Annotated in this window: 20 protein-coding genes; 5 read left to right on the top strand and 15 right to left on the bottom strand. The window is 39.5% G+C overall.

What is annotated here, in order from left to right; genetic code table 11:
* The first annotated feature begins 46 nt into the window (after positions 1-46).
* From C8D94_RS11750 to C8D94_RS11740, 3 genes are all read left to right on the top strand, one after another.
* Positions 47-973 carry a T9SS type A sorting domain-containing protein gene (locus C8D94_RS11750; protein ID WP_115124155.1) on the top strand — a complete coding sequence of 309 codons (927 nt, stop codon included), beginning with the start codon at positions 47-49 and terminating at the stop codon, positions 971-973.
* A gap of 83 nt (positions 974-1,056) precedes the next feature.
* Positions 1,057-1,758 carry a DUF4197 domain-containing protein gene (locus C8D94_RS11745; protein ID WP_115124319.1) on the top strand — a complete coding sequence of 234 codons (702 nt, stop codon included), beginning with the start codon at positions 1,057-1,059 and terminating at the stop codon, positions 1,756-1,758.
* Between the two features lie 100 nt (positions 1,759-1,858).
* Positions 1,859-2,041, top strand: coding sequence for a Lacal_2735 family protein (locus tag C8D94_RS11740; protein ID WP_115124154.1), 183 nt, complete (start codon positions 1,859-1,861; stop codon positions 2,039-2,041).
* 1 nt (position 2,042) lies between these two features.
* On the opposite strand, the gene C8D94_RS11735 is transcribed toward C8D94_RS11740, so the two are convergent.
* The 15 genes from C8D94_RS11735 to C8D94_RS11660 all read right to left on the bottom strand — a co-directional run bounded on the left by C8D94_RS11735 (position 2,043) and on the right by C8D94_RS11660 (position 20,140).
* Positions 2,043-2,819, bottom strand: a complete 777-nt coding sequence (locus C8D94_RS11735) for an ABC transporter substrate-binding protein (protein ID WP_115124153.1) — start codon at positions 2,817-2,819, stop codon at positions 2,043-2,045.
* The gene (pyrF, locus tag C8D94_RS11730; RefSeq protein ID WP_115124152.1) at positions 2,809-3,627 is read right to left on the bottom strand and encodes an orotidine-5'-phosphate decarboxylase; all 819 of its coding nucleotides are present in this window, start codon (positions 3,625-3,627) and stop codon (positions 2,809-2,811) included. The genes C8D94_RS11735 and pyrF overlap by 11 nt, the downstream gene beginning before the upstream one ends.
* A 9-nt stretch (positions 3,628-3,636) precedes the next feature.
* Entirely contained in the window at positions 3,637-4,713 is a 1,077-nt protein-coding gene (gene prfA, locus C8D94_RS11725) for a peptide chain release factor 1 (protein WP_115124151.1), read from the bottom strand.
* Positions 4,714-4,861: 148 nt separating this feature from the next.
* Positions 4,862-5,545 carry a hypothetical protein gene (locus C8D94_RS11720; RefSeq protein WP_147278547.1) on the bottom strand — a complete coding sequence of 228 codons (684 nt, stop codon included), beginning with the start codon at positions 5,543-5,545 and terminating at the stop codon, positions 4,862-4,864.
* A gap of 108 nt (positions 5,546-5,653) precedes the next feature.
* The gene (locus tag C8D94_RS11715; RefSeq protein WP_115124149.1) at positions 5,654-6,835 is read right to left on the bottom strand and encodes an AIR synthase related protein; all 1,182 of its coding nucleotides are present in this window, start codon (positions 6,833-6,835) and stop codon (positions 5,654-5,656) included.
* Positions 6,836-6,921: 86 nt separating this feature from the next.
* Complete coding sequence (locus C8D94_RS11710) at positions 6,922-8,445, bottom strand: carboxypeptidase regulatory-like domain-containing protein (protein WP_115124148.1); 1,524 nt, start codon at positions 8,443-8,445, stop codon at positions 6,922-6,924.
* The gene (locus C8D94_RS11705; RefSeq protein ID WP_115124147.1) at positions 8,442-9,881 is read right to left on the bottom strand and encodes a CsgG/HfaB family protein; all 1,440 of its coding nucleotides are present in this window, start codon (positions 9,879-9,881) and stop codon (positions 8,442-8,444) included. Before C8D94_RS11705 ends, C8D94_RS11710 begins: the two co-directional genes overlap by 4 nt.
* Positions 9,882-9,909: 28 nt before the next feature.
* The gene (locus C8D94_RS11700; protein ID WP_115124146.1) at positions 9,910-10,308 is read right to left on the bottom strand and encodes a curli production assembly/transport component CsgF; all 399 of its coding nucleotides are present in this window, start codon (positions 10,306-10,308) and stop codon (positions 9,910-9,912) included.
* A 4-nt stretch (positions 10,309-10,312) separates the two neighbouring features.
* Positions 10,313-11,113 (bottom strand): CsgE family curli-type amyloid fiber assembly protein, encoded by an 801-nt coding sequence (locus tag C8D94_RS11695; protein WP_115124145.1) that lies wholly within the window; start codon positions 11,111-11,113, stop codon positions 10,313-10,315.
* Between the two features lie 2 nt (positions 11,114-11,115).
* Positions 11,116-11,610, bottom strand: coding sequence for a hypothetical protein (locus C8D94_RS11690; RefSeq protein WP_115124144.1), 495 nt, complete (start codon positions 11,608-11,610; stop codon positions 11,116-11,118).
* Between the two features lie 155 nt (positions 11,611-11,765).
* Positions 11,766-13,100, bottom strand: a complete 1,335-nt coding sequence (locus tag C8D94_RS11685; protein ID WP_115124143.1) for a hypothetical protein — start codon at positions 13,098-13,100, stop codon at positions 11,766-11,768.
* A gap of 70 nt (positions 13,101-13,170) precedes the next feature.
* The gene (locus C8D94_RS11680; protein WP_115124142.1) at positions 13,171-14,274 is read right to left on the bottom strand and encodes a hypothetical protein; all 1,104 of its coding nucleotides are present in this window, start codon (positions 14,272-14,274) and stop codon (positions 13,171-13,173) included.
* Between the two features lie 747 nt (positions 14,275-15,021).
* On the bottom strand, positions 15,022-16,269 hold the full coding sequence (locus tag C8D94_RS11670) for a hypothetical protein (protein WP_115124140.1): 1,248 nt from the start codon (positions 16,267-16,269) through the stop codon (positions 15,022-15,024).
* 474 nt (positions 16,270-16,743) lie between these two features.
* Positions 16,744-18,930, bottom strand: a complete 2,187-nt coding sequence (locus tag C8D94_RS11665) for a glutamine synthetase III family protein (protein WP_115124139.1) — start codon at positions 18,928-18,930, stop codon at positions 16,744-16,746.
* A gap of 253 nt (positions 18,931-19,183) precedes the next feature.
* Positions 19,184-20,140: a calcium/sodium antiporter gene (locus C8D94_RS11660; protein WP_115124138.1), complete on the bottom strand. Its 957-nt coding sequence runs from the start codon at positions 20,138-20,140 to the stop codon at positions 19,184-19,186.
* Positions 20,141-20,300: 160 nt separating this feature from the next.
* Between C8D94_RS11660 and C8D94_RS11655 the strand changes: the two genes are divergently transcribed.
* Positions 20,301-20,654: a BlaI/MecI/CopY family transcriptional regulator gene (locus C8D94_RS11655; protein ID WP_115124137.1), complete on the top strand. Its 354-nt coding sequence runs from the start codon at positions 20,301-20,303 to the stop codon at positions 20,652-20,654.
* Between the two features lie 4 nt (positions 20,655-20,658).
* Complete coding sequence (locus tag C8D94_RS11650) at positions 20,659-22,581, top strand: M56 family metallopeptidase (RefSeq protein ID WP_147278546.1); 1,923 nt, start codon at positions 20,659-20,661, stop codon at positions 22,579-22,581.
* Positions 22,582-22,612 lie beyond the last annotated feature (31 nt).

Here is a 22,612-nt window from a genome sequence, read left to right as displayed (position 1 = left end):
TTTTTTCTTATATTTGAAGTCAAATTATGATTAAACAAATAGAATTATGAAAAAAATTTACATTTTAGCTGCATTGGTAGCTTTTACATTTAGTGCCAACGCACAAATCTTTGAAGACGGATTAGAAGATTACAACCTAGGTGATATGGTAGATCAAAATCCAAATCTTTGGTCTGTATGGTCTGGAGATCCTACGAATGGCCCAGAAAGTTTAGATATTGTGGATGATATTGTAAGAACAGGATCGCAATCTGGATTTGTAGGCCCAGGAGCTGGACCTCAAGATATTTTGCTTCTTTTAGGTAATAGAACCAGTGGAGATTATACTTTACAATTCTACATGTACATCAACCCAGGTATGACTGGATATTTTAACATTCAAGGAGAAACTGAAGATCCTGGAACTGGATTCCAAGGTGCCGGTAACGGTGGTGCTGGAGTATACAACTCTGGAAACATTACTTTTAACGACGGTGGTGGAAACCCAGGAATTGTTGTTGACGCTGCTAATGGAGAAGAATTGAGCTACCCAGAAGGTGAGTGGTTCCCTGTTCAACTTTATTTTGATATAGACAACCTTGAATATACAATGACTGTTGCTGGAGACCAAGGTCCTGCTACTGCTTTCCAAGAAGATACAACTCTTGGAGGTATAGACTTCTTTGCAATTGATGGTAACAACGAATATTGGATTGACGATGTAACATTTGTTGATGGTGAACTTTTGAGTACTGATGATTTCTCTGCAAGCAATTTCAGCGTATATCCTAACCCAGTACAAAATGTACTTAACATAAAATCTGCAAATGCTGTAGATGCTGTTGTAGTATATGATGTTCTTGGTAAAGTAGTACTTTCTACTAACCCAGGTGCTGTATCTCCAAGTGTAGATATGAGCTCACTTACTTCAGGTGCTTACTTAGTAAACATCACTATTGATGGAGCTTCTAAAACAGTAAAAGTTGTTAAGTAATAAATAAACTTGACATAACAATTTTAAGCCCTTCTTTTTTGAAGGGCTTTTTTTATATTTATACCCAAGGTAAAAACCACATTATGAAAAAGCTCATCCTATTTTTTTCCTGTTTCGTTCTAATTTCCTGTGCCGAATTACAACAAGTAGTGAACACCCTACCACAAGGCGGAGCTATGGATCCAACCATGATCGCCAATGGCTTACGGCAAGCATTGGATTTTGGAATTGACAAACAAGTTACCAGGCTTACCCAAAAAGATGGTTTTTACAAAAACAATCTTGTAAAGATATTATTGCCGCAAGAATTGCAAAAAGTAGACAAGACCCTTCGTGATATTGGTCTTAGCAGTCTTGCAGACGAAGGCTTGAAACTATTGAACAGAGCCGCCGAAGATGCTGTTAAAGAAGCAACACCAATCTTTGTAGATGCCGTTAAAGGCATAACATTTAATGATGCAAAGAATATTTTATTGGGGTCGGACAATGCCGCTACAAACTACTTGGAGGGGAGGACCAATAGCGCACTGTATGCTAAGTTTAATCCTGTGATACAGAATTCCTTTCAAAAGGTTGGGGCTGATAAGGTATGGGCAAATATTATAACAAAATACAATACTATACCCTTTGTGAATCCTGTAAATCCGGATCTAACCGATTATGTGACAAACGAAGCCTTGGATGGTGTTTACACCATGATTGGGGTAGAAGAAAAGAAGATTAGGAACAACATAGCATCTAGGACTACCACATTATTACGCCAAGTCTTTGCACTACAGGATTAAAAAATTTTTCAAACAAATTAGTATTTGATTAACGTTACATTAATATAGTTTAAATTTTTCGCTTATTACCTTTGCCTCAATAAGAAGAGAAGAGGAAATTATGTCCAATTGGTTAAAGAGAAAAACAAGAATAGAAAAGCTTGAGAGAAAATACTCCGAGCTTATGAAGAAATCTTTTAAAATTGCTTTGAGAGATAAGGAAGAAAGTGAAAAAGTACAAAAAGAGGCCTACAGAGTTTTTGACGAAATTAAATATCTTACCCTACAAAAAGCAGATAAATAATTTAAGGATGTAGCGTCTTAAAATACGGGAACGCTTTCAAAACCCTAGAACCATACCAACTAAAATATTCACCATCTACCAAACGCACTTGTACCCCAAGGGCGTTTTTTAATGCCAAAACATCTTCCTCTTTAAACGGAAAAGGCTCGGTTGACAAAAACACCGCATCAGCATTTTTTAATTCATCTTCTGAAACCTCGGGATACCTAGAATCGTGGTTCTTGAAAATATTGTCGAAACGATGAAGCTGTAGTATACTATCGATAAAAGTGTTTTGTCCTGCTACCATATATGGGTTTTTCCATATCACATAAGCTACGTTCTTTCTTGCTTTATCCTCCATGAAAACTTTGAACTCTCCGCAGGCCATTTCAATTTTTTGAGAAAGTTGCTCTGCACTTTTAGTAACAGCAAATAATTCACCTAACATTTCAATAAGTTGCAAATTGTCTTCAACAGTATAGACATCACTCACCCAGACCGGAGCTATTTTCTCTAGCTCCAATACCATTTCTTTTGTATTCTCTTCCTTGTTACAAATTATGATGTCCGGATTCAACGATTCTATTGTATCATAATGCACTTGTTTGGTACCCCCAACTATTGTCTTGGATTCCTTGAAGCCAATTGGGTGTACGCAAAACTTTGTAAGCCCAACAATACTGCTGGCAAGGCCTAGATCTACCAAAAGTTCGGTTTGCGAAGGGACCAAAGACACTATACGCTTTGGCGGAGACTCAACAAACAGTTCTCTATGCAATTGATCTTTATAGTGCATCCAAAATTTCCTGCATTTGGGTTTGGAGTTCTTTTGCAGCAGATCGAGCTGCTTGAGCAAAATCTTTATTGTTACCAGCATAAATGATACCCCTTGAGGAATTTATGAGCAGGCCAATATTTGAAGAAAGTCCGTATTTGCAAACTTCTCTTAAGCTTCCTCCTTGGGCTCCTACGCCAGGGACCAATAAGAAGTTATTGGGCACCAGTTTTCTGATATCTTTTAAATAACTTGCTTTTGTGGCGCCTACGACATACATAAGGTTTTGTGAGTTTTCCCAGGTTTTTGATATCTCAATCACAGTTTTATACACTTCTTTACCATCTATCTTTCTTGTTTGAAAATCGAAAGCCCCTTTATTAGACGTTAGCGCCAGGAGAATGGTATGCTTATCTTTAAAATTAAGAAAGGGTTCAATACTATCTTTTCCCATATAAGGTGCGGTAGTAACCGAATCGAACCCAAGATCTTCAAAAAAAGCTTTTGCGTACATAGAAGAGGTGTTACCAATATCGCCCCGTTTTGCATCTGCGATGGTAAAAATTTCAGGATGATTTTTATTTAGGTACTGTATGGTTTTTTCCAATGCTTTCCAGCCCTTAATTCCGTAGGCCTCATAAAAAGCTGTGTTGGGTTTGTATGCCACTGCGAGGTGGTGGGTTGCATCTATAATAACTTTATTGAAGGCGAAGATTGGGTCTTCTTCGGTTAATAAATGCTTCGGAACTTTATTTAAATCTACATCTAGACCAATACAGAGAAACGATTTTTTTTTATGTATTTGGGCAACAAGTTCTTCAGTAGTCATAGGTATGCGTTAAAATGTTTCTCCTGCTTCCTTCAGTTTTTCGGTATTGCTCACCAATTGAAGCTCGTCAATAATTTTCTGTATGTCGCCATCAATAATATTGCTCAAATCATACAATGTGAGGTTAATCCTATGGTCTGTTACCCGTCCTTGTGGATAATTGTACGTTCTAATTTTTGCGCTCCTATCGCCACTGGTTACCATAGAGCCACGTTTTTCAGCATCCTCGGCTTGCTTCTTCGCCAATTCAAGATCGTACAACCTAGAGCGCAACACCTTAAATGCTTTTTCTTTATTCTTGTGTTGGGATTTTTGATCTTGGCATTGTGCTACCAAACCTGTGGGCTCATGTGTTAGCCGTACAGCAGAATAGGTAGTGTTTACAGATTGACCGCCCGGCCCTGAGGAACAGAAGTAATCTACACGTACTTCCTTGGGGTCTATTTCAACATCAAACTCTTCGGCCTCCGGAAAAACCATCACCGTTGCTGCACTGGTATGCACCCTTCCCTGTGTTTCGGTTTGTGGCACACGTTGTACACGGTGAACACCTGCTTCAAATTTTAGGGTTCCGTACACATCTTCTCCTTCTACCTCGAACTGGATTTCTTTATAACCGCCACTGGTGCCCTCGCTAAAGTCTACCACACTTACTTTCCAACCTTTGCTCTCGCAATATTTGGTATACATACGGTGTAAGTCTCCCGCAAAGATACTGGCCTCGTCGCCACCGGTACCGGCCCTTACCTCTACTACTGCGTTTTTGGTATCCTCAGGGTCTTTAGGAATGAGCATAAATTTAATCTCCTCTTCAAGCTTTTCCAGTTTAGATTTAGCCTCGTCCAGTTGCATCTTGGCCATTTCAACCATTTCGGCATCGCTTCCATCTGCAATAATCTCTTCGGCTTCTTCAACACGCTCGGTAGCGGTAATATATGCTTCACGCTTATCCATAAGAGCTCGCAAATCTTTATATTCCTTATTGAGCTGGATATATTGTTTTTGATCGCTAATTATTTCTGGCTGGATGATAAGGTCACTTACTTCATCAAACCTATTTTTAACTATTTGGAGTTTTTCTAACATAGTATATTTTTTATGCCGAAATTACCTTCAACACGTTGCCAAATTTACAATAAATTAAGGAAGGTTTCAACGGGGCTACGGTTAAAGATATTCATTAAAGGAACAACTCATAGCCAGTGAAGGACTAGCACCCACAATTGTAGAATGGTTACAGGAGTTTACATGATAGGCTTTCATTGTTTTTCTTTGGCATCAACGCAAAGTGGACAATCATACCAGAACCAAGTATGAGCAATATTCGAGCGATATACACAGGAATGTTATCAAAACCAAAACCATAGTACCCTATAGCACGGAAAATTTCGGCAAAAACAAACATAAAAACAGCTATTGTAAAGACCAAGGAAGGCTTGCTATTGTAGGTGTGGTTGTACAAAAGCGCCAAGAAACTAACAACCACTAACGCCATGGCGCCTAAGAGCATAGAGGCATAATTAAGGCCTCCATTGGCAAAATCACGCATCATTGTTATAAATTCATATAATAGGTATGCATTTATTATAATTAACACTATAAAGACCAAGGTAAGAGCTATTCCTAAATTTTTAAATGTAGCCTTGAGCCAAACGGCACGTATCAAGAAAAGGTAGGCTATAAAATTCAATATTAGAGAAATAAAACCAAGAGTGGCATTTTCATACCAAATTGTAATAACGCTAGATGTACCGTAGAGAATCAGAAACGTGGCCAGCAAGGGGTTGGTATTTTTTTTATGATAAGAAAATAGGATAGCCAAAAATGTAAAACTAATGACCCCTCTTAGTAATCTATAAACTGGATAGTTGCCCAAATAATGCACTGTAACACTGGCCAATAATAATAGTACTGACACAGCCAGAAGCGTTTTTTTATATTGAAGTGGTTGTTTGGTACCCATATCCATAAAATATTCCCCCTATTTTATGATAGCTGCATTGCTTGTAGCTATTTTCTTACTTTTTTAAAAATACGTAAATTCTCCATGTTCAGATTTTATTGTCAGCTTTTTTTCTGTTGAAGCCTCTACACGACCAATTATTTGGGCATCTACACGATAGGATTTTGAAATTGAGATAATTTCCTGGGCTATTTTTTCGGGGACATACAATTCCATTCTATGCCCCATATTGAACACTTGGTACATTTCTTTCCAGTCTGTACCGCTTTCCTCTTGAATAAGTTTAAACAAGGGCGGTGTTTCAAACAGGCTGTCCTTTATAATATGTAACGTATCTATAAAATGAAGGATCTTGGTTTGTGCTCCGCCACTACAGTGTACCATACCGTGTATTTGTTCTGGCGAATATCTATTTAGGATATCCTTGATAATTGGAGCGTAGGTCCTTGTAGGAGAAAGCACTAGTTTTCCAGCATCTATTGGTGAATTTTCTACACTATCGGTTAATTGCTTACTTCCGCTGTACACAAGATCTTCAGGGACTGAAGCATCAAAACTCTCCGGGTATTTTTTTGCCAGATATTTATGGAATACATCATGACGGGCACTCGTCAGACCGTTGCTGCCCATCCCGCCATTATATTGAGTTTCGTAAGTTGCCTGGCCATAGGATGCCAACCCAACTATAACATTGCCCGGACAAATGTTTGCATTGTCAACTACATTACTACGTTTCATTCTGGCCGTAACAGTACTATCTACAATAATAGTTCGCACAAGATCCCCAACATCTGCTGTTTCCCCACCCGTAGAATGGATATGTACCCCAAAGCTTGCTAAATCTTTCAATAACTCTTCAGTTCCGTTTATAATGGCCGAGATCACTTCGCCAGGAATCAAATTTTTATTACGCCCAATGGTTGAGGATAGTGTAATATTATCTACTGCACCAACACACAGTAAGTCATCAACATTCATAATAAGTGCATCTTGTGCAATTCCTTTCCAAACCGATAGGTCTCCGGTTTCTTTCCAGTACATATAGGCCAATGAGGATTTGGTACCAGCCCCATCTGCGTGCATAATAAGGCAGTGCTCTTCACTACCCGTGAGGTAATCTGGCACTATTTTACAGAAGGCTTTGGGAAAAAGGCCTTTATCTACGTTCTTGATGGCATTGTGAACATCTTCCTTACCTGCTGAGACTCCACGTTGGGCATATCTTTTTGAAACTTCTTGGCTCATATAATTATCTTAGAACCACAAAAGTAAAGAATGAAAAAGCGTCCCGAAAGTTCGGGACGCTTTTTTTATCAATTTAACCTATTTGGCTATTGCCAATTGGGCATGTAAGCTTGTGTGAACAGCAATTCTCTGTCCGTCATGTTTTCATCTCTTACGTTAAAATAGATATCACCAATGGAAACACCATCGTTAGGGGCATTCACGTAAATAATCTCACCTTCGGTTGGGGAATACCTTGCATCCAGATCGTTGGTTCCTGGTGGTTTATCTTCTGAAACTTCTGTTATAACACTTGTTGCAGTATCAAATTCGAAGATTCTTGTATCTAATTGCCTATAAGATGCAATCTGGAATTCTGAAACATCTCTAGTAAACAATACTGTAGAGCCATCTATAGAGTAGTCTATACCTCCAAGAGCGCCTTCCCTGCCTTCAAACACTACCTGTACTTCTGCTTCTGTGTCTGGATCTACTATAACGATTCTTGCTTCATAACCAGCTGAATTGTTTGTTTTAATGGCAATTAGATCGTTAATTTCATTACCATCTACTTCAGTTATAAATCTCTCTTCAGGGTTAACATACACCTCCTGAATATCTGTTCCAAATACATTTATGGAATACAATATATTGAAGCTTGGGTAATAAATCCTGCTTCCATCGGCATGCCAAGCAAATTCTATTTCGTCCAGCCTGAAACCTGCCACTGGTATAGAAGAAGTAATTTGTTGTACGTTAGTACCGTCTATGTCCATTGTAAAGAGATGGGTTTCTGGACCCACGGTTCGTAAAAAAGCAATTTTGTTTGCGGTACGGTTTAGTTTTGGCCTAAAGCTGTTTGTGCTTGGCTGGGTAAGTTGTACCTCATCTTCGTTGGGGGTTTCGTCCCCACCTGTATCATTTCCAGAAAATATCACGTTGGAACCATCTATTATTCTTGAATAGAAAAAACGGTTGTCAACACTGCCCGCCGTTGAAAAACTGCTTATATCACTTGCTACCGAAGGATTTACATTATCCGTTGCAGTTACTTGCCAAAAATAGTTGACCCCTACTGCCAGGTTTTCTACCGTAAAGGTTGTATCTACAAGGCTTTGGGACATTAAAATTTCGTTCGTGCTTCCATTCCGAAGTTCGAAAATGTATTCAATATCATCTGTGTCGGTATCAGAAGATGTCCAGACAAAATCCACTGGTGGGGTTACATTGGTAGCATTATCTTCTGGCGATACTAAGATAGGAGCACTGGGTGGAACATTACTTTCGGCTGTCAATTCTAATTCGAACACTACATTTGTGGTTTCTCCATCTATAATTGTTGCAGGTTCGAAAGCTGTAACATATTCTTCCAATTCTGCTTTTACTGAGTAATCACCCACGTTGATGACATCTATCACAAAAAAACCTTCATCATTGGTAAATACCGTGTTTGAGGTTGGTGTGGTTGATATCTTAACATTTGCGAGAGGACTATTTTCACCATCTACAACTACTGTTCCCGTTAGTTTTCCTATTCCGTTATCTGTAATTCCTTCTTCTTCGCAAGACTGAAATACTAGAAATGCGGATAGCAGGGCTACTTGTATACTATATAGTAAGAATTTTTTCATGGTTTTTCATTTACAGGTTCAACATCATCAACATTTTCTGGGTCTCCTTCGGTTGTTTTACTTTTTTTCTTTCCAAATTTATATCTAATCCCAGCACCAAAGTTGTAAAAGTAATCGTTAACGGTTCCTACTTCAACTCTATCCATGTTGTCGTTAAAGGTGTAATTGCTTTCTGCAAACAGCAACAAGTCTATTGGTGGCGAAATTGTCACTTTAAGGCCTACCCCTCCTATAACGGCTATCTGGTTTTCTATTAGTGGGACCATGTTGTTTTCCTCGTCTGCATGGCGTATAAAGCTTGCACCGCCATATAGGTATGGGTTCAGGTTATCGTAAGGTAATATGGACAACTCTGCAAGGGCTTCCCCGGATACAAAGTATTCTTTAAAATTATTACCTGTTTCAAGCTGGAAGAAACTTCCTCTTAGCGTTACGCCAAACCTATCGGTTAATTGCCGTGAATATCCCAATGAACCTCCGTAGCCCAATGGTTTTCTTGCAAAGTCGCTATTGAACCTATTGGTAAATGCCGAAAAATGTATTGCGTTTTTCTTGGTTACAGGCGATTGCTTTCTGTTGTACAATAAGGTAGACTCCTCTAGCTCCTTTTCCTTGAGGTACGCCTCTACCAACTGATTGTCTTTTTCCTTACCTTCAGCTGTTTTCCATAGATTGTCCTGTATACCTTCAATGATGAGTGCCTCTACAGCTCTTTCTATAGCATCTTTCATGGCCAGCTGTACGGGTTCGTTTTTGGTGATTCCTGTCTCTACTTCCAGTAGTCTCTGGAAATTGACAAATTTGAAAAGACTTGCATCTATGGCCTGGGAGAGTATTGTTTTTGATACATAAACAGTTTTTAAAACTTTACCGTTAGAAGTAGATACGGCTCGTAGGTATATTGTTAAGCGATCCTGCCTATATTGCGTAGAGCCTCCAACTCCAAAGTATCTGGCTCCAAGACCTCCGGTTACAATATTACTATCGTAAGAAACTATTCCTCCCTCTAGTAAGATACCTGCAAATAATAAAGGTGGGAGCTGGGGCTGTCTTTTTTTCTCTAATCTCTCAAATTCTTCACGTGTACTCCTAATAATACCACGCTCATTCAGCAAATGTGAAATATTCTCACGCTCAATGGGCGTAAACCATTTTGAATCTTCTAGGGCCTTAATGAGCATCGTTGTGGCTCCTTGGCTTACAGCCGTACTAAAGGTGCTACCGTTCTCAACACTTTTGTATTGACCCGTCTGGTCCTTAAAATTGTAAACACCTACAACTACTGGTGTTTGTGGAAGCGGGAATTCTTTTAGTGTATTGGTTTTGGTTGTTAACTCTCCTATCCTTGCGGGCTGTTGCCGTATGGGCTGGTTAAAATAAGTGCCACATCCAGATAACAGGATAGAGAACAGGAACAAGTAGACATACTTATGCATAACAGAATTTCAAATAGTTAGTAGTAAATCAATTAGGGACTATAATCTGGGTTTGTTCGCCTGTGGTGATATCTAATATTTCTATCACGAGACCTTCGGCACTCTCAAAAATTTCAAGGGAAAGGTCTCCTAGAGTAAAAGTACCTGGCTGCAGGCCGCCATCTCCAAATTGATTCCCAAACAAAATCCTACTAAACTGACCCAGCAACTGTCGGTTTAGACTTTCAGAGAACTGTTCAAGTTCAGATCCGTCTCTATCTACTGCATTAGGATCTGTAAATGAATTTTGGGCATTGGCAGAGGCCAGCAATTGTTGGTAATTAAAAGTGTCGCCTCCAAACATAGGGTTTGTGGGCTTGTAAACCAACTGTTGGCCATAGCAAGCAAAACCAATACATACAATAACTAAGGTTAAAATTGTTCTCATGGGTTCAATATCTTCGAATTTGGTTTCTGTTTTTCTTTATTTGCTGGAAGTACCGATCCGTCCTGTTAACAGCATAATCCACCATCTGTTCTATATAATTTGCTCTGGGATTCACAAAAAACTGAAATACTATTTCATTTTCAACTTTCACTAATATTTTAGTATTACTCCCCAAGGCCAGCACCTCTTCGATTACTACTATTTTTTCCCCATTTATCTTTTCATCTCTATATTTTAGAGAAAAGGATGTAAAGAAATCTCTACCGGGCTTTGTCTTTGTGTCTTCAACCACTAATCCCCTAAGGAGGGTCACTCCGTCTTTTTCGGTATTTCCGTAATCTTCTGAAATTTCCTTTTGGTCTAGTTTTGCTTTTTCCAAGAGTGCTTGTTTGGCTTTAAGCTTGTCTTCTTCAGAGCCATTTAGGACTATACGGTCTTTTGCGACAATGGCATTGTCCTGATCGTATAGTAGTAAAAGTAGTATCACCTTGGCTTTATCCGAGGCATTTATTTTTGTTGTGGATAAAATCTTGCGTTCGCCAGCTGGTAGCACAAAATTTCCTTTTTGTTCATTTTTGTTAGAGTTATTGGTCTCCGGGTCTGTTTTGTTTACCAGTAAAGTATAGGATAAAGACTGGTTTATTTGTGTAGTATTGAGGGCCATCCCCTTAATTTCGAAGAATTCGCCATTTGAAGATAGGTCAATCTTGGCCTGAACGCTTTCTATAGAAGCATCGTCCTGTGCCTTACCAGAAAAAAAGCAAAGTAATAATATTGAAGATATAAGTGCTATTGGGGCTTTCATTGTTAATTAAAATTGCGAACGATGACCGATTGGCCTACTTCGCCCTGCATTCGAATTTTTATACGTTCTGAAATGGAGTTGTTGTTGTGGTAAATTAAATTTTGGCTGTTTCCAGATTGGATCACTTCTAAGTTCTGGATATCGGTAGCATTGGAGAAATCTACAAACCTGTTGTCATCTCCCAGTTGCACAACCGTTTCGCGTACCACTTGTGCGTTAGTGCTCACAAAAAGTGAGTTACCGTCTCCTCGTTGCAATAAGTTAAACTCACTGTCCTGAGAAGCTGAACTCACAAATGCTTGGTTGTTGTTACCTACTTGGTTTACAAATACAGCATTGTCCTGGCTTGGTGTAATTTCTTGATTTGTGAGGAAATCACGTTCGGCACCAGTTTGGTTAAAACCTCCCTTTGGATCATTTTCATTTATATAGGTTTGTGCAAAACCTGATAAGGCGAACAAACACACTACTAGCGTAAGGATCATTAGTTTTTTCATGGTACCAATTTTATTAATTCTTTTTAAATGTACATATTTTTTTTAAAAAAGAGTAAGGATAAGACATACATCTTACCCTTACCCCAACAATACTTTTTTAAGGTATTGTTTTATCTCTCGGGGGAGAGATGTCCTGCTTTAGCAAAAGTAGCTAATTAGTTGCTCTGGCTTACTGAAGAAGAGTTACCGTTACCTACTTGGTTAACATTGCTAAAATGGTTGTTTCCATTTTGGTTTACAGTACTAACATTGCTGTTACCATCTTGGTTCACAATACTCACGTGCTGTAATCCAGTTTGGATAACTCCACTTACGTTAAAGTCTCCGTTTTGGTCTACGTCACTATCGTTCTCGTCACCAAATTGCTTTACATCGCTGAAGTTTCCAAAACCTGTTTGGTCTACATCGCTGATGTTATTGTTACCATCTTGCAACACACTACTATCGTTTAACGTTCCGTCTTGCGTAACCGAACTATCGTTCATATCACCAATCTGGGCTACACCAGAGCTGTTGTTGTTACCATCCTGGTCTACAACACTGTCGTTATCGTTTCCGTTCTGGTTAACCAAAGAACTGTTAGCATTTCCAGTCTGGTCCACATCACTATCATTGTCATCACCAGTCTGGCTTACACCACTACCGTTAAAATTTCCAATTTGAGCAACGTTAGAAATATTGCTATTTCCGTTCTGTATAACATTAGATATGTTACTGTCACCTATTTGGCCTTGAAGAACTACAGAGCTGTTGTCATTACCATCCTGATCAACATTACTGTTGTTAGAGTCACCCCATTGGTCTACAAAAGAGTCATTGTCATCTCCATTTTGCTCCACATCGGAAATGTTATCCATTTGTGGACCTTGAATAACAAAAGAATCATTGTCATTTCCTGTTTGGTCTACGTCAGAGAGGTTGTTTTCCCCAAGTTGGATAACTTCAGAGTCGTTTCCTGTACCTCCATTTTGATCTACAGTAGAAACGTTATCATCTCCTTGTTGATTCACAATACTAGTGTGACTTCCATCTCCGGCTACACCGTATCCTTGGAATACGTCAGAATCGTTATTTGAACCATTTTGGGTGGTAGTACTTGAACTATCGTCTCCCCATTGGTCTACATATGAGTCGTTAGAGGTTCCATCTTGGTCTAGGCTAGCGGTGTTATCGTCACCATCTTGCCATACGAACTGGTTGTTGGTTGTACCATCCTGGGTTACTGTAGAACTGTTATTGTCAGAAAGACCATCTCCACCTGGGCCACCGCCTGTTTGGCGTACCTCAGAGGTGTTAGAAGTTCCGTTCTGGGCTACTGAGGAGTCGTTATCGTCTCCAACAGAGTCTACATCAGAATCATTGGTCAAACCAGCTTGTGATACTGTAGAAGTGTTCCCACTACCTACCTGATTGACGTCACTTGTGTTAAATTGTGCCATCATCATCGAGACACACATTAGCGCTGCTGCGCTTAACATTACTTTTTTCATAAGATTTAAATTATATATGAGGGTTAGAAAAATAACCCTGCCACATTTTGTAGCAGGGCTTAAGATTTAATTAGTTATTCTGTGTTACAGTAGAACTGTTCATGTTACCAACTTGGTTCACATTACTAAAGTGGTTGTTACCGCTTTGCATTACATCACTGGTGTTCATGTCTCCCAACTGATTCACAATACTCTCTTGCTCAAGACCATTTTGAGTAACATCAGAGTCGTTACCCATACCGTCTTGGTCTACATCAGAATCGTGTAAAGATCCGTTCTGAGAAACAGAAGAATCATTGTCGTCCCCAGTCTGGTCTACATCTGATAGGTTGTTATCTCCATTCTGTGCAACGAAAGATGTGTTATTATCTCCATCTTGATCAACTGTAGAAACGTTATCATCATCAATTTGCCCTTGGAATACAGTAGAGCTGTTATCATTACCATTTTGAACAACGGCACTGTTATTTCTGTCTCCCCACTGGTCTACAAAAGAGCTGTTGTTGTCTCCTGTTTGGTCAACATCTGAAATGTTATCTTCCTGTGGACCTTGGATAACGAATGAGTCGTTGTCACTTCCAATTTGGTCAACCGTAGAGATGTTTGTATCACCAAGTTGGATAACTTCAGAATCGTTACCTGTACCACCACTTTGTGCCACGAACGAGCTGTTGTCATCACCTTGTTGGTCCACAATACTCGTGTGACCACCATCTCCGGCTGTACCGTATCCTTGGAACACGTCTGAGTCGTTAGACGTACCATTTTGGGTAACTGCACTTGAGCTATCGTCACCCCACTGGTCTACGTAAGAATCGTTGGTAGTACCATCTTGGTCTACTGAAGATGAGTTACCATCTCCATCTTGCCAAGTAAATTGGTTGTTTGAAGTACCATCCTGCGTTACTGTAGAGCTGTTGTCATCAGAAAGACCATCACCACCTGGGCCACCACCTGCTTGCAGTACCTGAGAGGTATTAGTTGTTCCATCTTGATCTACAGAAGAGTCATTGTCGTCTCCAACGGAGTCAACATCAGAATCATTTGACAAACCAGCTTGCGAAACCGAAGAAGTGTTCCCACTACCTATTTGATCTACGTCACTGGTGTTGAACTGTGCCATCATCATCGAGACACACATTAGCGCTGCTGCGCTTAACATTACTTTTTTCATAAGATTTAAATTAAAGATTAATATATTGGTTAAAATTATACGTCTTCAAAAAAGATACTATTACGCATCTTTAAATGAGTTACCTACTTAATAGTAGACAACCTTATTGTATTGTGGGGAAAATTTTTGGCTTGTCGCTGAACGTTATAAGCTGAAAATCATCTCTTTTGATAGAGGAGGAATATCTTGTGATTTTCGTTATTCAAAGATTGGAAACTTTTTCAAATAATGCACTATATGCAAAAACACACCAAATAGAGTTGGCACAATTTGTAAGAAAATACTGAAAATTTAGTGTTTAAAAAATCGGCACTCTTCAATTTAACATCGATGAACTACATATTTTCGATAAATAACATCTAATGTTAAAAATATGTTAAATTTTCGGCTCATTATAAAAACTCTTTTAAACGTAACTTATTGTCGGTGAAAGGCATACGTGTATCTACGTATATACCATAAAACTTAATAAAATTTTGAGATGTAATATTATTCTGACTATTTTTTTCCTGAAAATAACATTCATAAATAGCGTAATATTCCACTACTGGTTTTTCAATATAAGGTCTGTTTCTAAAATACATTCAGCTAAAGGAGAACCCTATAATCTATCTAGGATAAAACCAATGTAAAGTCCCTAAATAAATCTCAATAAAAAAAGGCATCTCCCACCAAGAGGTGAAGATGCCCATTTTGTATCATTTTTTAAGAATCTACTAGTAGTAGGATTCCCAAAAAACCAGTTTATTAATTGTTCTGTGTTACCGTAGAAGAGTTCATGTTACCAACTTGGTTCACATTGCTAAAATGGTTGTTACCTGATTGCATCGTGTCAGACATATTCATATCTCCTGATTGGTTAACGATACTCTGGTGGTCCAAACCAAGTTGACCTACTGTAGAGGTATTGTCATCTCCTGTTTGGTCAACGTCACTATCGTTAAAACCACCATCTTGGTTCACTAAACTTGAATTACCGTCTCCTATTTGGTCCACAGTAGAGATATTGTCATTTGAGTTAAACACTTGGTTTACTGTAGAACTGTTGTTGTCACCTGTTTGTGCTACGGTACTAGAGTTGTTATCTGCGGTGTATCCCTGTATAGTGTAAGAATTATTACCATCGCCTACCTGGTCTACATCAGACGTGTTGTTGTTTCCATTTTGTCCTAAGATAGCACTGTTACCATTTCCTGTTTGGTCTGTATCGCTTATGTTGCTATCGCCAAACTGCCATGTAAGGCCAAAGTTATTGTCTCCAGTTTGAGTGATATCTGAATCGTTGTTGGTACCTGCTAGAGGAATGTTTTGACGCCCTTGGTCCACATCCACCTCGTTGTTGTTTCCTATCTGGTCAACATCAGAGTCGTTCATGTCACCAAAAGCTTCAACATTCGCAATGTTTGAATCTCCTTGTTGGTTCACATTACTTGTGTTCATATTACCAGTTTGTAATACCGATGAATCGTTCAGTTCACCATTTTGCATAACAAAGGAACTGTTATCATCTCCCTGTTGTTCAACGCTACTGGTGTGGTTTCCACCAGAACCGTCATACCCTTGGAACACATCAGATTCATTAGAAGTACCGTTCTGGATCACATCACTTGTACTTCCTTCTCCCCACTGATCTACATAGGAATCGTTTGACGTACCGTCCTGATCCACTGTACTGGTATGGTCATCACCATCTTGCCATGTAAACTGGTTGTTTGAGGTACCGTCCTGGGTAACCGTAGACATGTTATCGTCTGCCGTTTCACCAAATGTTCCATCGTCCTGCAATACCTGCGATGTGTTTGTGGTCCCATTCTGATCTACCGAAGAAGTGTTGCTGTCTCCAACAGAGTCAACATCAGAGTCATTGGACAAACCAGTTTGCGATACTGTAGAAGTGTTACCACTACCTATTTGATCTACGTCGCTTGTGTTCATTTGCGCCATCACCATCGAGACACACATTAGCGCAGCTGCGCTTAACATTACTTTTTTCATAATAATAAAGTTTAAATAAAGGTTAGAAATAATTGATACTATTCGTTTTGAAACTCAACTACAAGAAGGAGATCTCCTTAGGGGAAGCTTGTAATTTTCTGTTTTTTAAAAACTTATGTCAAATTTGAAGAAAATATTTGAAGTACACTTACGTAGTACTACGTAGGAAGCGCTTAGCTGAACGGAACGTAAGAATTTTATAGCAGTGATGTTCGTGAAAATATCGATTTAGAGTAGTTATTTACCGACTAAACTTTCAAAAAGTAAAGATAATACCAAATGTTAAACTTATGTTAAATAGTGATATTTAAAATTATGTTTCGGTTAAGTGTGGTTTTATTCAGTCAAATAACGCGTTTTTTTCAATCTTGTTCTTAATAATTTTATACCAAAACGCCAGTATGAAGGATTTTTCATAAAAAAGCATCCCTATTTATCATAAGGATGCTCTTTTAAAAATCGATAGTTTAAAAATTATCGGGTAAACAGCAACTCTCTATATTTCGTCAATGGCCAGATCTCATCGTCTACCAAAAGTTCTAATTTATCACAGTGGTAGCGAATTTCTTCGAAATAAGGTTTTATTTTATCACAATACGCAAAGGCTCTCTTTTCGGCATTTTCAATTTTATTGGCCTTTTTCCGCTCGTTGATCATATCGGTAATACCCTTGTTTATCTTGGCTATATGGCCACTAATGGCTTCAATAAGTTCCATTTGCTCGGTTGCGTGCTTCTTAAAGGTGTTTCCGTAGATATCCTTTAGGCCCTGTACATTTTCAATTAAAAGGTTTTGGTACCGTATTCCCGTTGGGATCACGTGGTTCCTAGCAATATCGCCCAGTACGCGAGCCTCAATCTGGATTCGCATTGCGTATTCCTCAACTTCAATCTCGTGTCGTGCCTCGATCTCTACCTTGCTCATAATACCAAGGTCTTCGTACAATGAGATGGCGTTTTTCGAAACCTGTGCCTTTAAAGCTTCTGGAGTGGTTTTGTTATTGCTAAGTTTACGTTTTTTCGCTTCTTTTTCCCAAGCTTCTCCATACCCATCGCCTTCAAATCGAATTCTTTTGGAGTCTTTAATGTATCCTTTCAGTACGTTGAAGATAGCATCGTCCTTCTTCATCTTCTTCCCCTTTATCAGGGAATCCACTTCGGTCTTAAATTCCATCAACTGCTTTGCAACTATTGCATTCAGCACCGTCATGGGCTTCGCACAGTTAGCGGTGGAACCTACGGCTCTAAATTCAAACTTATTTCCTGTAAAAGCAAATGGTGAGGTACGGTTACGGTCCGTATTGTCCAGCAAGATCTCGGGGATTTTGCCTACTACGTTCAGTTTAAGGTCGGTTTTTTCTTCTGGGGAAAGTTTTCCATTCTTCAATTTTTCAAGTTGATCCAAAACTGAAGTCAATTGGGAACCAATAAATACCGAAATGATTGCTGGTGGTGCCTCGTTAGCTCCCAATCTATGATCGTTACTGGCACTTGCAATGGAAGATCGCAATAGCTCTTCATAATCGTTCACCGCTTTTATGGTGTTTATAAAGAAGGTAAGGAACTGAAGGTTCTTCATTGGCGTACTACCAGGCCCCAATAAATTTACACCCGTGTTAGTTGCCAGTGACCAGTTGTTATGCTTTCCACTACCGTTTACACCCGCGAACGGCTTTTCGTGGAACAGTACCTTAAAGTTATGTCGGTCTGCCACCTTACTCATCACATCCATTAATAAGGAGTTGTGGTCTACAGCCAGGTTGGTTTCTTCAAAAATAGGTGCCAGCTCAAATTGGTTGGGCGCTACTTCGTTGTGGCGCGTCTTTACCGGAATACCCAAAAGCATACACTCGTTCTCTAGATCCCTCATGTAATCGAGCACGCGTGTAGGAATGGAACCAAAGTAATGGTCGTCCAACTGCTGTCCTTTTGCCGAAGCATGTCCCAAAAGGGTCCTGCCCGCAAGGTTTATATCCGGGCGCGATTTTGCCAGGGCCTTATCTATTAGGAAATACTCTTGCTCCCATCCAAGGGTTGGGTTTACCTTAGTAACGCTCTTATCGAAATATTTTGCAACCGCTGTTGCCGCTTGGTCTACAGATTGTAACGCTCTTAAAAGAGGTGTCTTATTATCCAAGGCCTCTCCCGTATAGGCTACAAACACTGTTGGGATACATAGTGTTGTCCCAAAGATGAATGCTGGAGACGTTGGATCCCACGCTGTATACCCACGAGCCTCGAATGTATTTCGAATCCCCCCGTTTGGGAAACTGGAAGCATCTGGCTCTTGTTGTACCAACTGCCCACCACCAAATTTTTCTATGGCCGTACCGTCTCCGGTAGTTTCAAAAAAGGCGTCGTGCTTTTCGGCGGTAGTACCCGTAAGAGGTTGGAACCAGTGCGTATAATGGGTTGCTCCTTTACTAATGGCCCATTCTTTCATTCCTGTTGAAATATGATCGGCTACATTTCGGTCTATCTTCGAACCATTAATAACAGCATCCTGCACACTCTTATAAGAGTCTTTGGTTAAATATTGTCGCATAGCTGCTTCGTTAAAAACATTGCTTCCAAATATAGCGGAGCGACGTTCTGCTTCTTTAACATCTATAGTAGGACGGTTGAACGTCTCTTTAATGGCATGGAATCTTAAGGTGGACATAGTTTTAGTCTTTTTAAGGTATAATTTAAGTTGCTAATGGTGCAAAAATAACTTTTTTATGCAACCACCCCCTATTTTTTTATGTTAAGTTATTAATAATTGTATGTTTTTATGAACACACCCCCCTATTTTCATATCAAAAAGCTAAAACAACCCCCAAACAGAAAACTGAACCCGCCTTGTTCAAATGAGATATAGCCCCTGTTACCTAAAGAGACTTCGAAGTTTAAATATGAAACTTTGAAGGTATAACCTAATTACCTATAAACGCCAAACCTATAAAGGCACAATACGCAACTACTATTACGAGTCCTTTTATTCTTCCAATCTCATATTTTTTTGGAAAGAATGCCAGCGGAATCAATATCGCTGCAAAGCCCAGCATCCACCAGATATCGTTGGAAAGTACTTCTTGGCTTTTCACAGCAATAGGTTGTATAATAGCTGTAATCCCCAGGACAGAAGCAATGTTAAAAATATTAGAGCCTATCAAATTACCCAATGAGATAGCTTTTTCCTTTTTGAGTGCAGCAATTACTGAAGCAGCCAACTCCGGTACACTGGTACCCACCGCAATCATGGTTACAGCAATAACACGTTCGCTCACGCCTAATGCCTGGGCAAGGTCCACGGCACCAGTTACCAAGAACTCACTCCCTCCATAAAGTGCTACCCCACCAATGATAAGCCAAATAATGATCTTGAAATTAGATGCTTTTGAGAGGCCATCGTCCACGCCATCATCCACAGGGGCACTCTTTGCTCTTTTACGGGCACGGTTTATCAAAAGAAACAGGTACACCATCAACAGAGCGACCAAACCTATTCCCTCTCCACGTGAGATTTCATCGCCACTTTTCAGAATAAAATACAGCACTATCGATAGCACCATCATCACCGGCCAGTTGAATTTGTAGAAATCCCTATCTATTGCCAAGGGAGCGATTATGGCCGTTACGCCTAGTACCAATCCTATATTCGCAATGTTGGAGCCAATTACATTTCCTAAGGATATATCGCTGAAACCGTTGAGAGCTGCCTGTATACTCACCAATAGTTCTGGCGCAGAGGTGGCAAAAGACACTACCGTAAGCCCAATGACCATTTTTGAAAGTTTCAGCTTAAAAGAAAGCCCCACCGAAGCACGCACCAAAAACTCTCCTCCCACTACCAATAGCACTAATCCCAAAAAAATAAAAAGTACACTCATTACTCCTATATATTTTAAGGAAGCGAAGATACTTAATGATAGACTAATTTAGAATTCAGATGTTATATTTTTCAACAACAGTACAATAACCAACTAAACTTTCAGTTATATAACTACAAGTATAGTTGTAAAACTATAAAAATAGTTATACATTTGGATCATGGAGCAATTAACAAACAAGGAAGAAGAGGTCATGCAAGTCCTCTGGCAGTTGGAAAGAGCCTTTACCAAAGAGGTACTGGCCATGCTGCCCGGTAAAAACCACTACAATACGGTTTCTACCATTATTAGAAATCTGGAAGAAAAGGGTTATGTTTCCCACCAAGCCTTTGGAAAAACACACCAGTACTTTCCAGTGGTGAGCAAGGAGGCCTACACCAAAAAATTTATGAGCCAAGCCACAAAACGCTATTTTGACAATAGTTATAAAAGTATGGTTTCATTTTTTGCCAAAGAAGAAAAAATTAGCGCACAAGAACTGCGTGAGATTTTAGACATCATTGAAAAAAAATAACACTATGGAATTTATCACGTACATCGCAAAGTCTGCTGGAATCCTTACGCTCTTCTATTTGGTGTATATACTAGTGCTTAAAAAAGACACTTTCTTTACGGCCAATAGGCTCTATTTACTTACGGGATTGGCCTGTGCATTGCTCCTCCCCTTTCTCACCTTTACGTCGGTCACTTTTGTGGAAGCTCCACTCACCACCCCTGTGGAAACTTTTGAAGAACTTGTTCCCGTTCAGGCCCCGCAACTCTTGCCACCCAAAGAGTCCATCTCAATTTGGAGTAGTATCTGGCTGGGATATTTGTTGGGCATTGCATTTATGGTAACACGGTTTGGCATACAACTATGCTCACTGGTTGCTTTACTTTTAAAGAATCCATCGACCAAGCAAAACGGCTTCCGTTTTATCGAGATTGAAGAAAACATTGCGCCCTTTTCATTTTTCAATTATATAGTTTTCAACCCCAACACCCACGAGCAGGCAGCGCTGGAAATGATACTTAGGCACGAAAAAGTACATGCTTCACAATGGCACAGTGTAGACATATTATTGGCCAATTTGGTTCGTGCCCTACAATGGGCAAATCCTATTTCTTGGTTTTACAAAAAGAATATCGAGGCAAACCTGGAATATCTGGCCGATCACCATACCGTAGGTTCGGTCACCTCAAAAAAAGATTACCAGCTGGCACTTCTCAAGGCCTCATCACCCTTACCGGTACCAGCACTTACCAATAATTTTTATCAATCATTTATCAAAAAACGTATCATTATGTTAAACAAAAGCAATTCCAACAAGTACAACAAACTGAAATTATTTCTCGTAGTACCCGCCCTCGCAATGTTTCTATGGAGTTTCAACACCGAAGAGGTCGTGGAATATACACAGCCTGAGACCTCTGCAAATAAAACAATCGTTGGCGATAGCAAAGTAGAATCTACATCAACAGCTACCAATATTCTTAAAACTGAAAAAAAAGCAAATGTTTCGAAAATCGAAGAAACAGAAAAACCTGAAACCGAAACGTTGCTACCCCAACAGCAAGAAAACACAGGAAACACTGTAAGTTCGGAAACCACAACTACTGAAAAAGTAAAAAGCGACAATACTGTAACTGCCAAAAAGCAACATATTTCAGTTAAGGAGATCCGTGTGAAGATTACAAAAAATACCACTGTTGAAGAGCTGGAACAGCACAAAAAAGAATTGAAGGAACTACATGATATAGATTTTGAGTTCAGCAACATAAACTTTAACAGCAAGGGAGAGATCACATCCATACAGGTTCGTTATAGTGGCTACGGCAACAACGGGAACTATTCGGTGAGCAGTGGCGATGACGAACCCATCGAGGACTTTTATTTCTATATAGACACTGAAAAGGGAAGTTCTGGCTTTAGCTCTGGCTCCCAAAAGTCTCTTGTGGAGCGACGCAAGGTAATGATGGAGAAAAGAGAGGAAATGCGCAGTAAGGCCAAGAATGCAAGACAGGAAGCCCAGCAGCTAAGGAAAGAAAAACTCACTGTGATACGGAAGGAAATGAACGAAGAGCGAAGCGAGATGCGCAAACAAATGGCCGAGCAGCGCAAAGTAGAAATGGAAATGGCCAAAGCAAAAATGGAGCAGAAAATGGCTGAAATGGAACTGGATCAAAATGTAACAAAAAGTATTTCTAGGTCAAACCACCAATCCAATGGGGCCAACAGAATAGTAATCACAAAAAACACCACCGATGCTGAACTGGCAGCAATGAAAGCAGAGCTTTCAGAAAAAGGCATAGATTTTAACTATAAAAGAGTAAGAAGAAATAGTAGGGGTGAGATTACTGGTATTATTGCAAAATTCAACAATGGCCAAGGTAGTAGAATTTCAAAAGCCATACAAAGTGACGATGACGAACCCATTGAAACTATTATTGTTGAGATGTAATCATAAAGTTTTGTAAAAAAGCCCTTTACAA

It is taken from the genome of Marinirhabdus gelatinilytica (assembly GCF_003353425.1).
Classification (GTDB): domain Bacteria; phylum Bacteroidota; class Bacteroidia; order Flavobacteriales; family Flavobacteriaceae; genus Marinirhabdus; species Marinirhabdus gelatinilytica.
This window is presented reverse-complemented; position numbering and strand designations above follow the sequence as displayed.

What these genes read in the sequence shown, in the direction of transcription:
- C8D94_RS11690 (WP_115124144.1), bottom strand. Translation starts at nt 11,610, where the DNA reads ATGAAAAAACTAATGATCCTTACGCTAGTAGTGTGTTTGTTCGCCTTA.
- C8D94_RS11740 (WP_115124154.1), top strand. Translation starts at nt 1,859, where the DNA reads ATGTCCAATTGGTTAAAGAGAAAAACAAGAATAGAAAAGCTTGAGAGA.
- C8D94_RS11700 (WP_115124146.1), bottom strand. Translation starts at nt 10,308, where the DNA reads ATGAGAACAATTTTAACCTTAGTTATTGTATGTATTGGTTTTGCTTGC.
- C8D94_RS11680 (WP_115124142.1), bottom strand. Translation starts at nt 14,274, where the DNA reads ATGAAAAAAGTAATGTTAAGCGCAGCAGCGCTAATGTGTGTCTCGATG.
- pyrF (WP_115124152.1), bottom strand. Translation starts at nt 3,627, where the DNA reads ATGACTACTGAAGAACTTGTTGCCCAAATACATAAAAAAAAATCGTTT.
- C8D94_RS11665 (WP_115124139.1), bottom strand. Translation starts at nt 18,930, where the DNA reads ATGTCCACCTTAAGATTCCATGCCATTAAAGAGACGTTCAACCGTCCT.
- C8D94_RS11670 (WP_115124140.1), bottom strand. Translation starts at nt 16,269, where the DNA reads ATGAAAAAAGTAATGTTAAGCGCAGCTGCGCTAATGTGTGTCTCGATG.
- C8D94_RS11660 (WP_115124138.1), bottom strand. Translation starts at nt 20,140, where the DNA reads ATGAGTGTACTTTTTATTTTTTTGGGATTAGTGCTATTGGTAGTGGGA.
- C8D94_RS11710 (WP_115124148.1), bottom strand. Translation starts at nt 8,445, where the DNA reads ATGAAAAAATTCTTACTATATAGTATACAAGTAGCCCTGCTATCCGCA.
- C8D94_RS11715 (WP_115124149.1), bottom strand. Translation starts at nt 6,835, where the DNA reads ATGAGCCAAGAAGTTTCAAAAAGATATGCCCAACGTGGAGTCTCAGCA.
- prfA (WP_115124151.1), bottom strand. Translation starts at nt 4,713, where the DNA reads ATGTTAGAAAAACTCCAAATAGTTAAAAATAGGTTTGATGAAGTAAGT.
- C8D94_RS11695 (WP_115124145.1), bottom strand. Translation starts at nt 11,113, where the DNA reads ATGAAAGCCCCAATAGCACTTATATCTTCAATATTATTACTTTGCTTT.
- C8D94_RS11735 (WP_115124153.1), bottom strand. Translation starts at nt 2,819, where the DNA reads ATGCACTATAAAGATCAATTGCATAGAGAACTGTTTGTTGAGTCTCCG.
- C8D94_RS11650 (WP_147278546.1), top strand. Translation starts at nt 20,659, where the DNA reads ATGGAATTTATCACGTACATCGCAAAGTCTGCTGGAATCCTTACGCTC.
- C8D94_RS11685 (WP_115124143.1), bottom strand. Translation starts at nt 13,100, where the DNA reads ATGAAAAAAGTAATGTTAAGCGCAGCAGCGCTAATGTGTGTCTCGATG.
- C8D94_RS11745 (WP_115124319.1), top strand. Translation starts at nt 1,057, where the DNA reads ATGAAAAAGCTCATCCTATTTTTTTCCTGTTTCGTTCTAATTTCCTGT.
- C8D94_RS11655 (WP_115124137.1), top strand. Translation starts at nt 20,301, where the DNA reads ATGGAGCAATTAACAAACAAGGAAGAAGAGGTCATGCAAGTCCTCTGG.
- C8D94_RS11750 (WP_115124155.1), top strand. Translation starts at nt 47, where the DNA reads ATGAAAAAAATTTACATTTTAGCTGCATTGGTAGCTTTTACATTTAGT.
- C8D94_RS11705 (WP_115124147.1), bottom strand. Translation starts at nt 9,881, where the DNA reads ATGCATAAGTATGTCTACTTGTTCCTGTTCTCTATCCTGTTATCTGGA.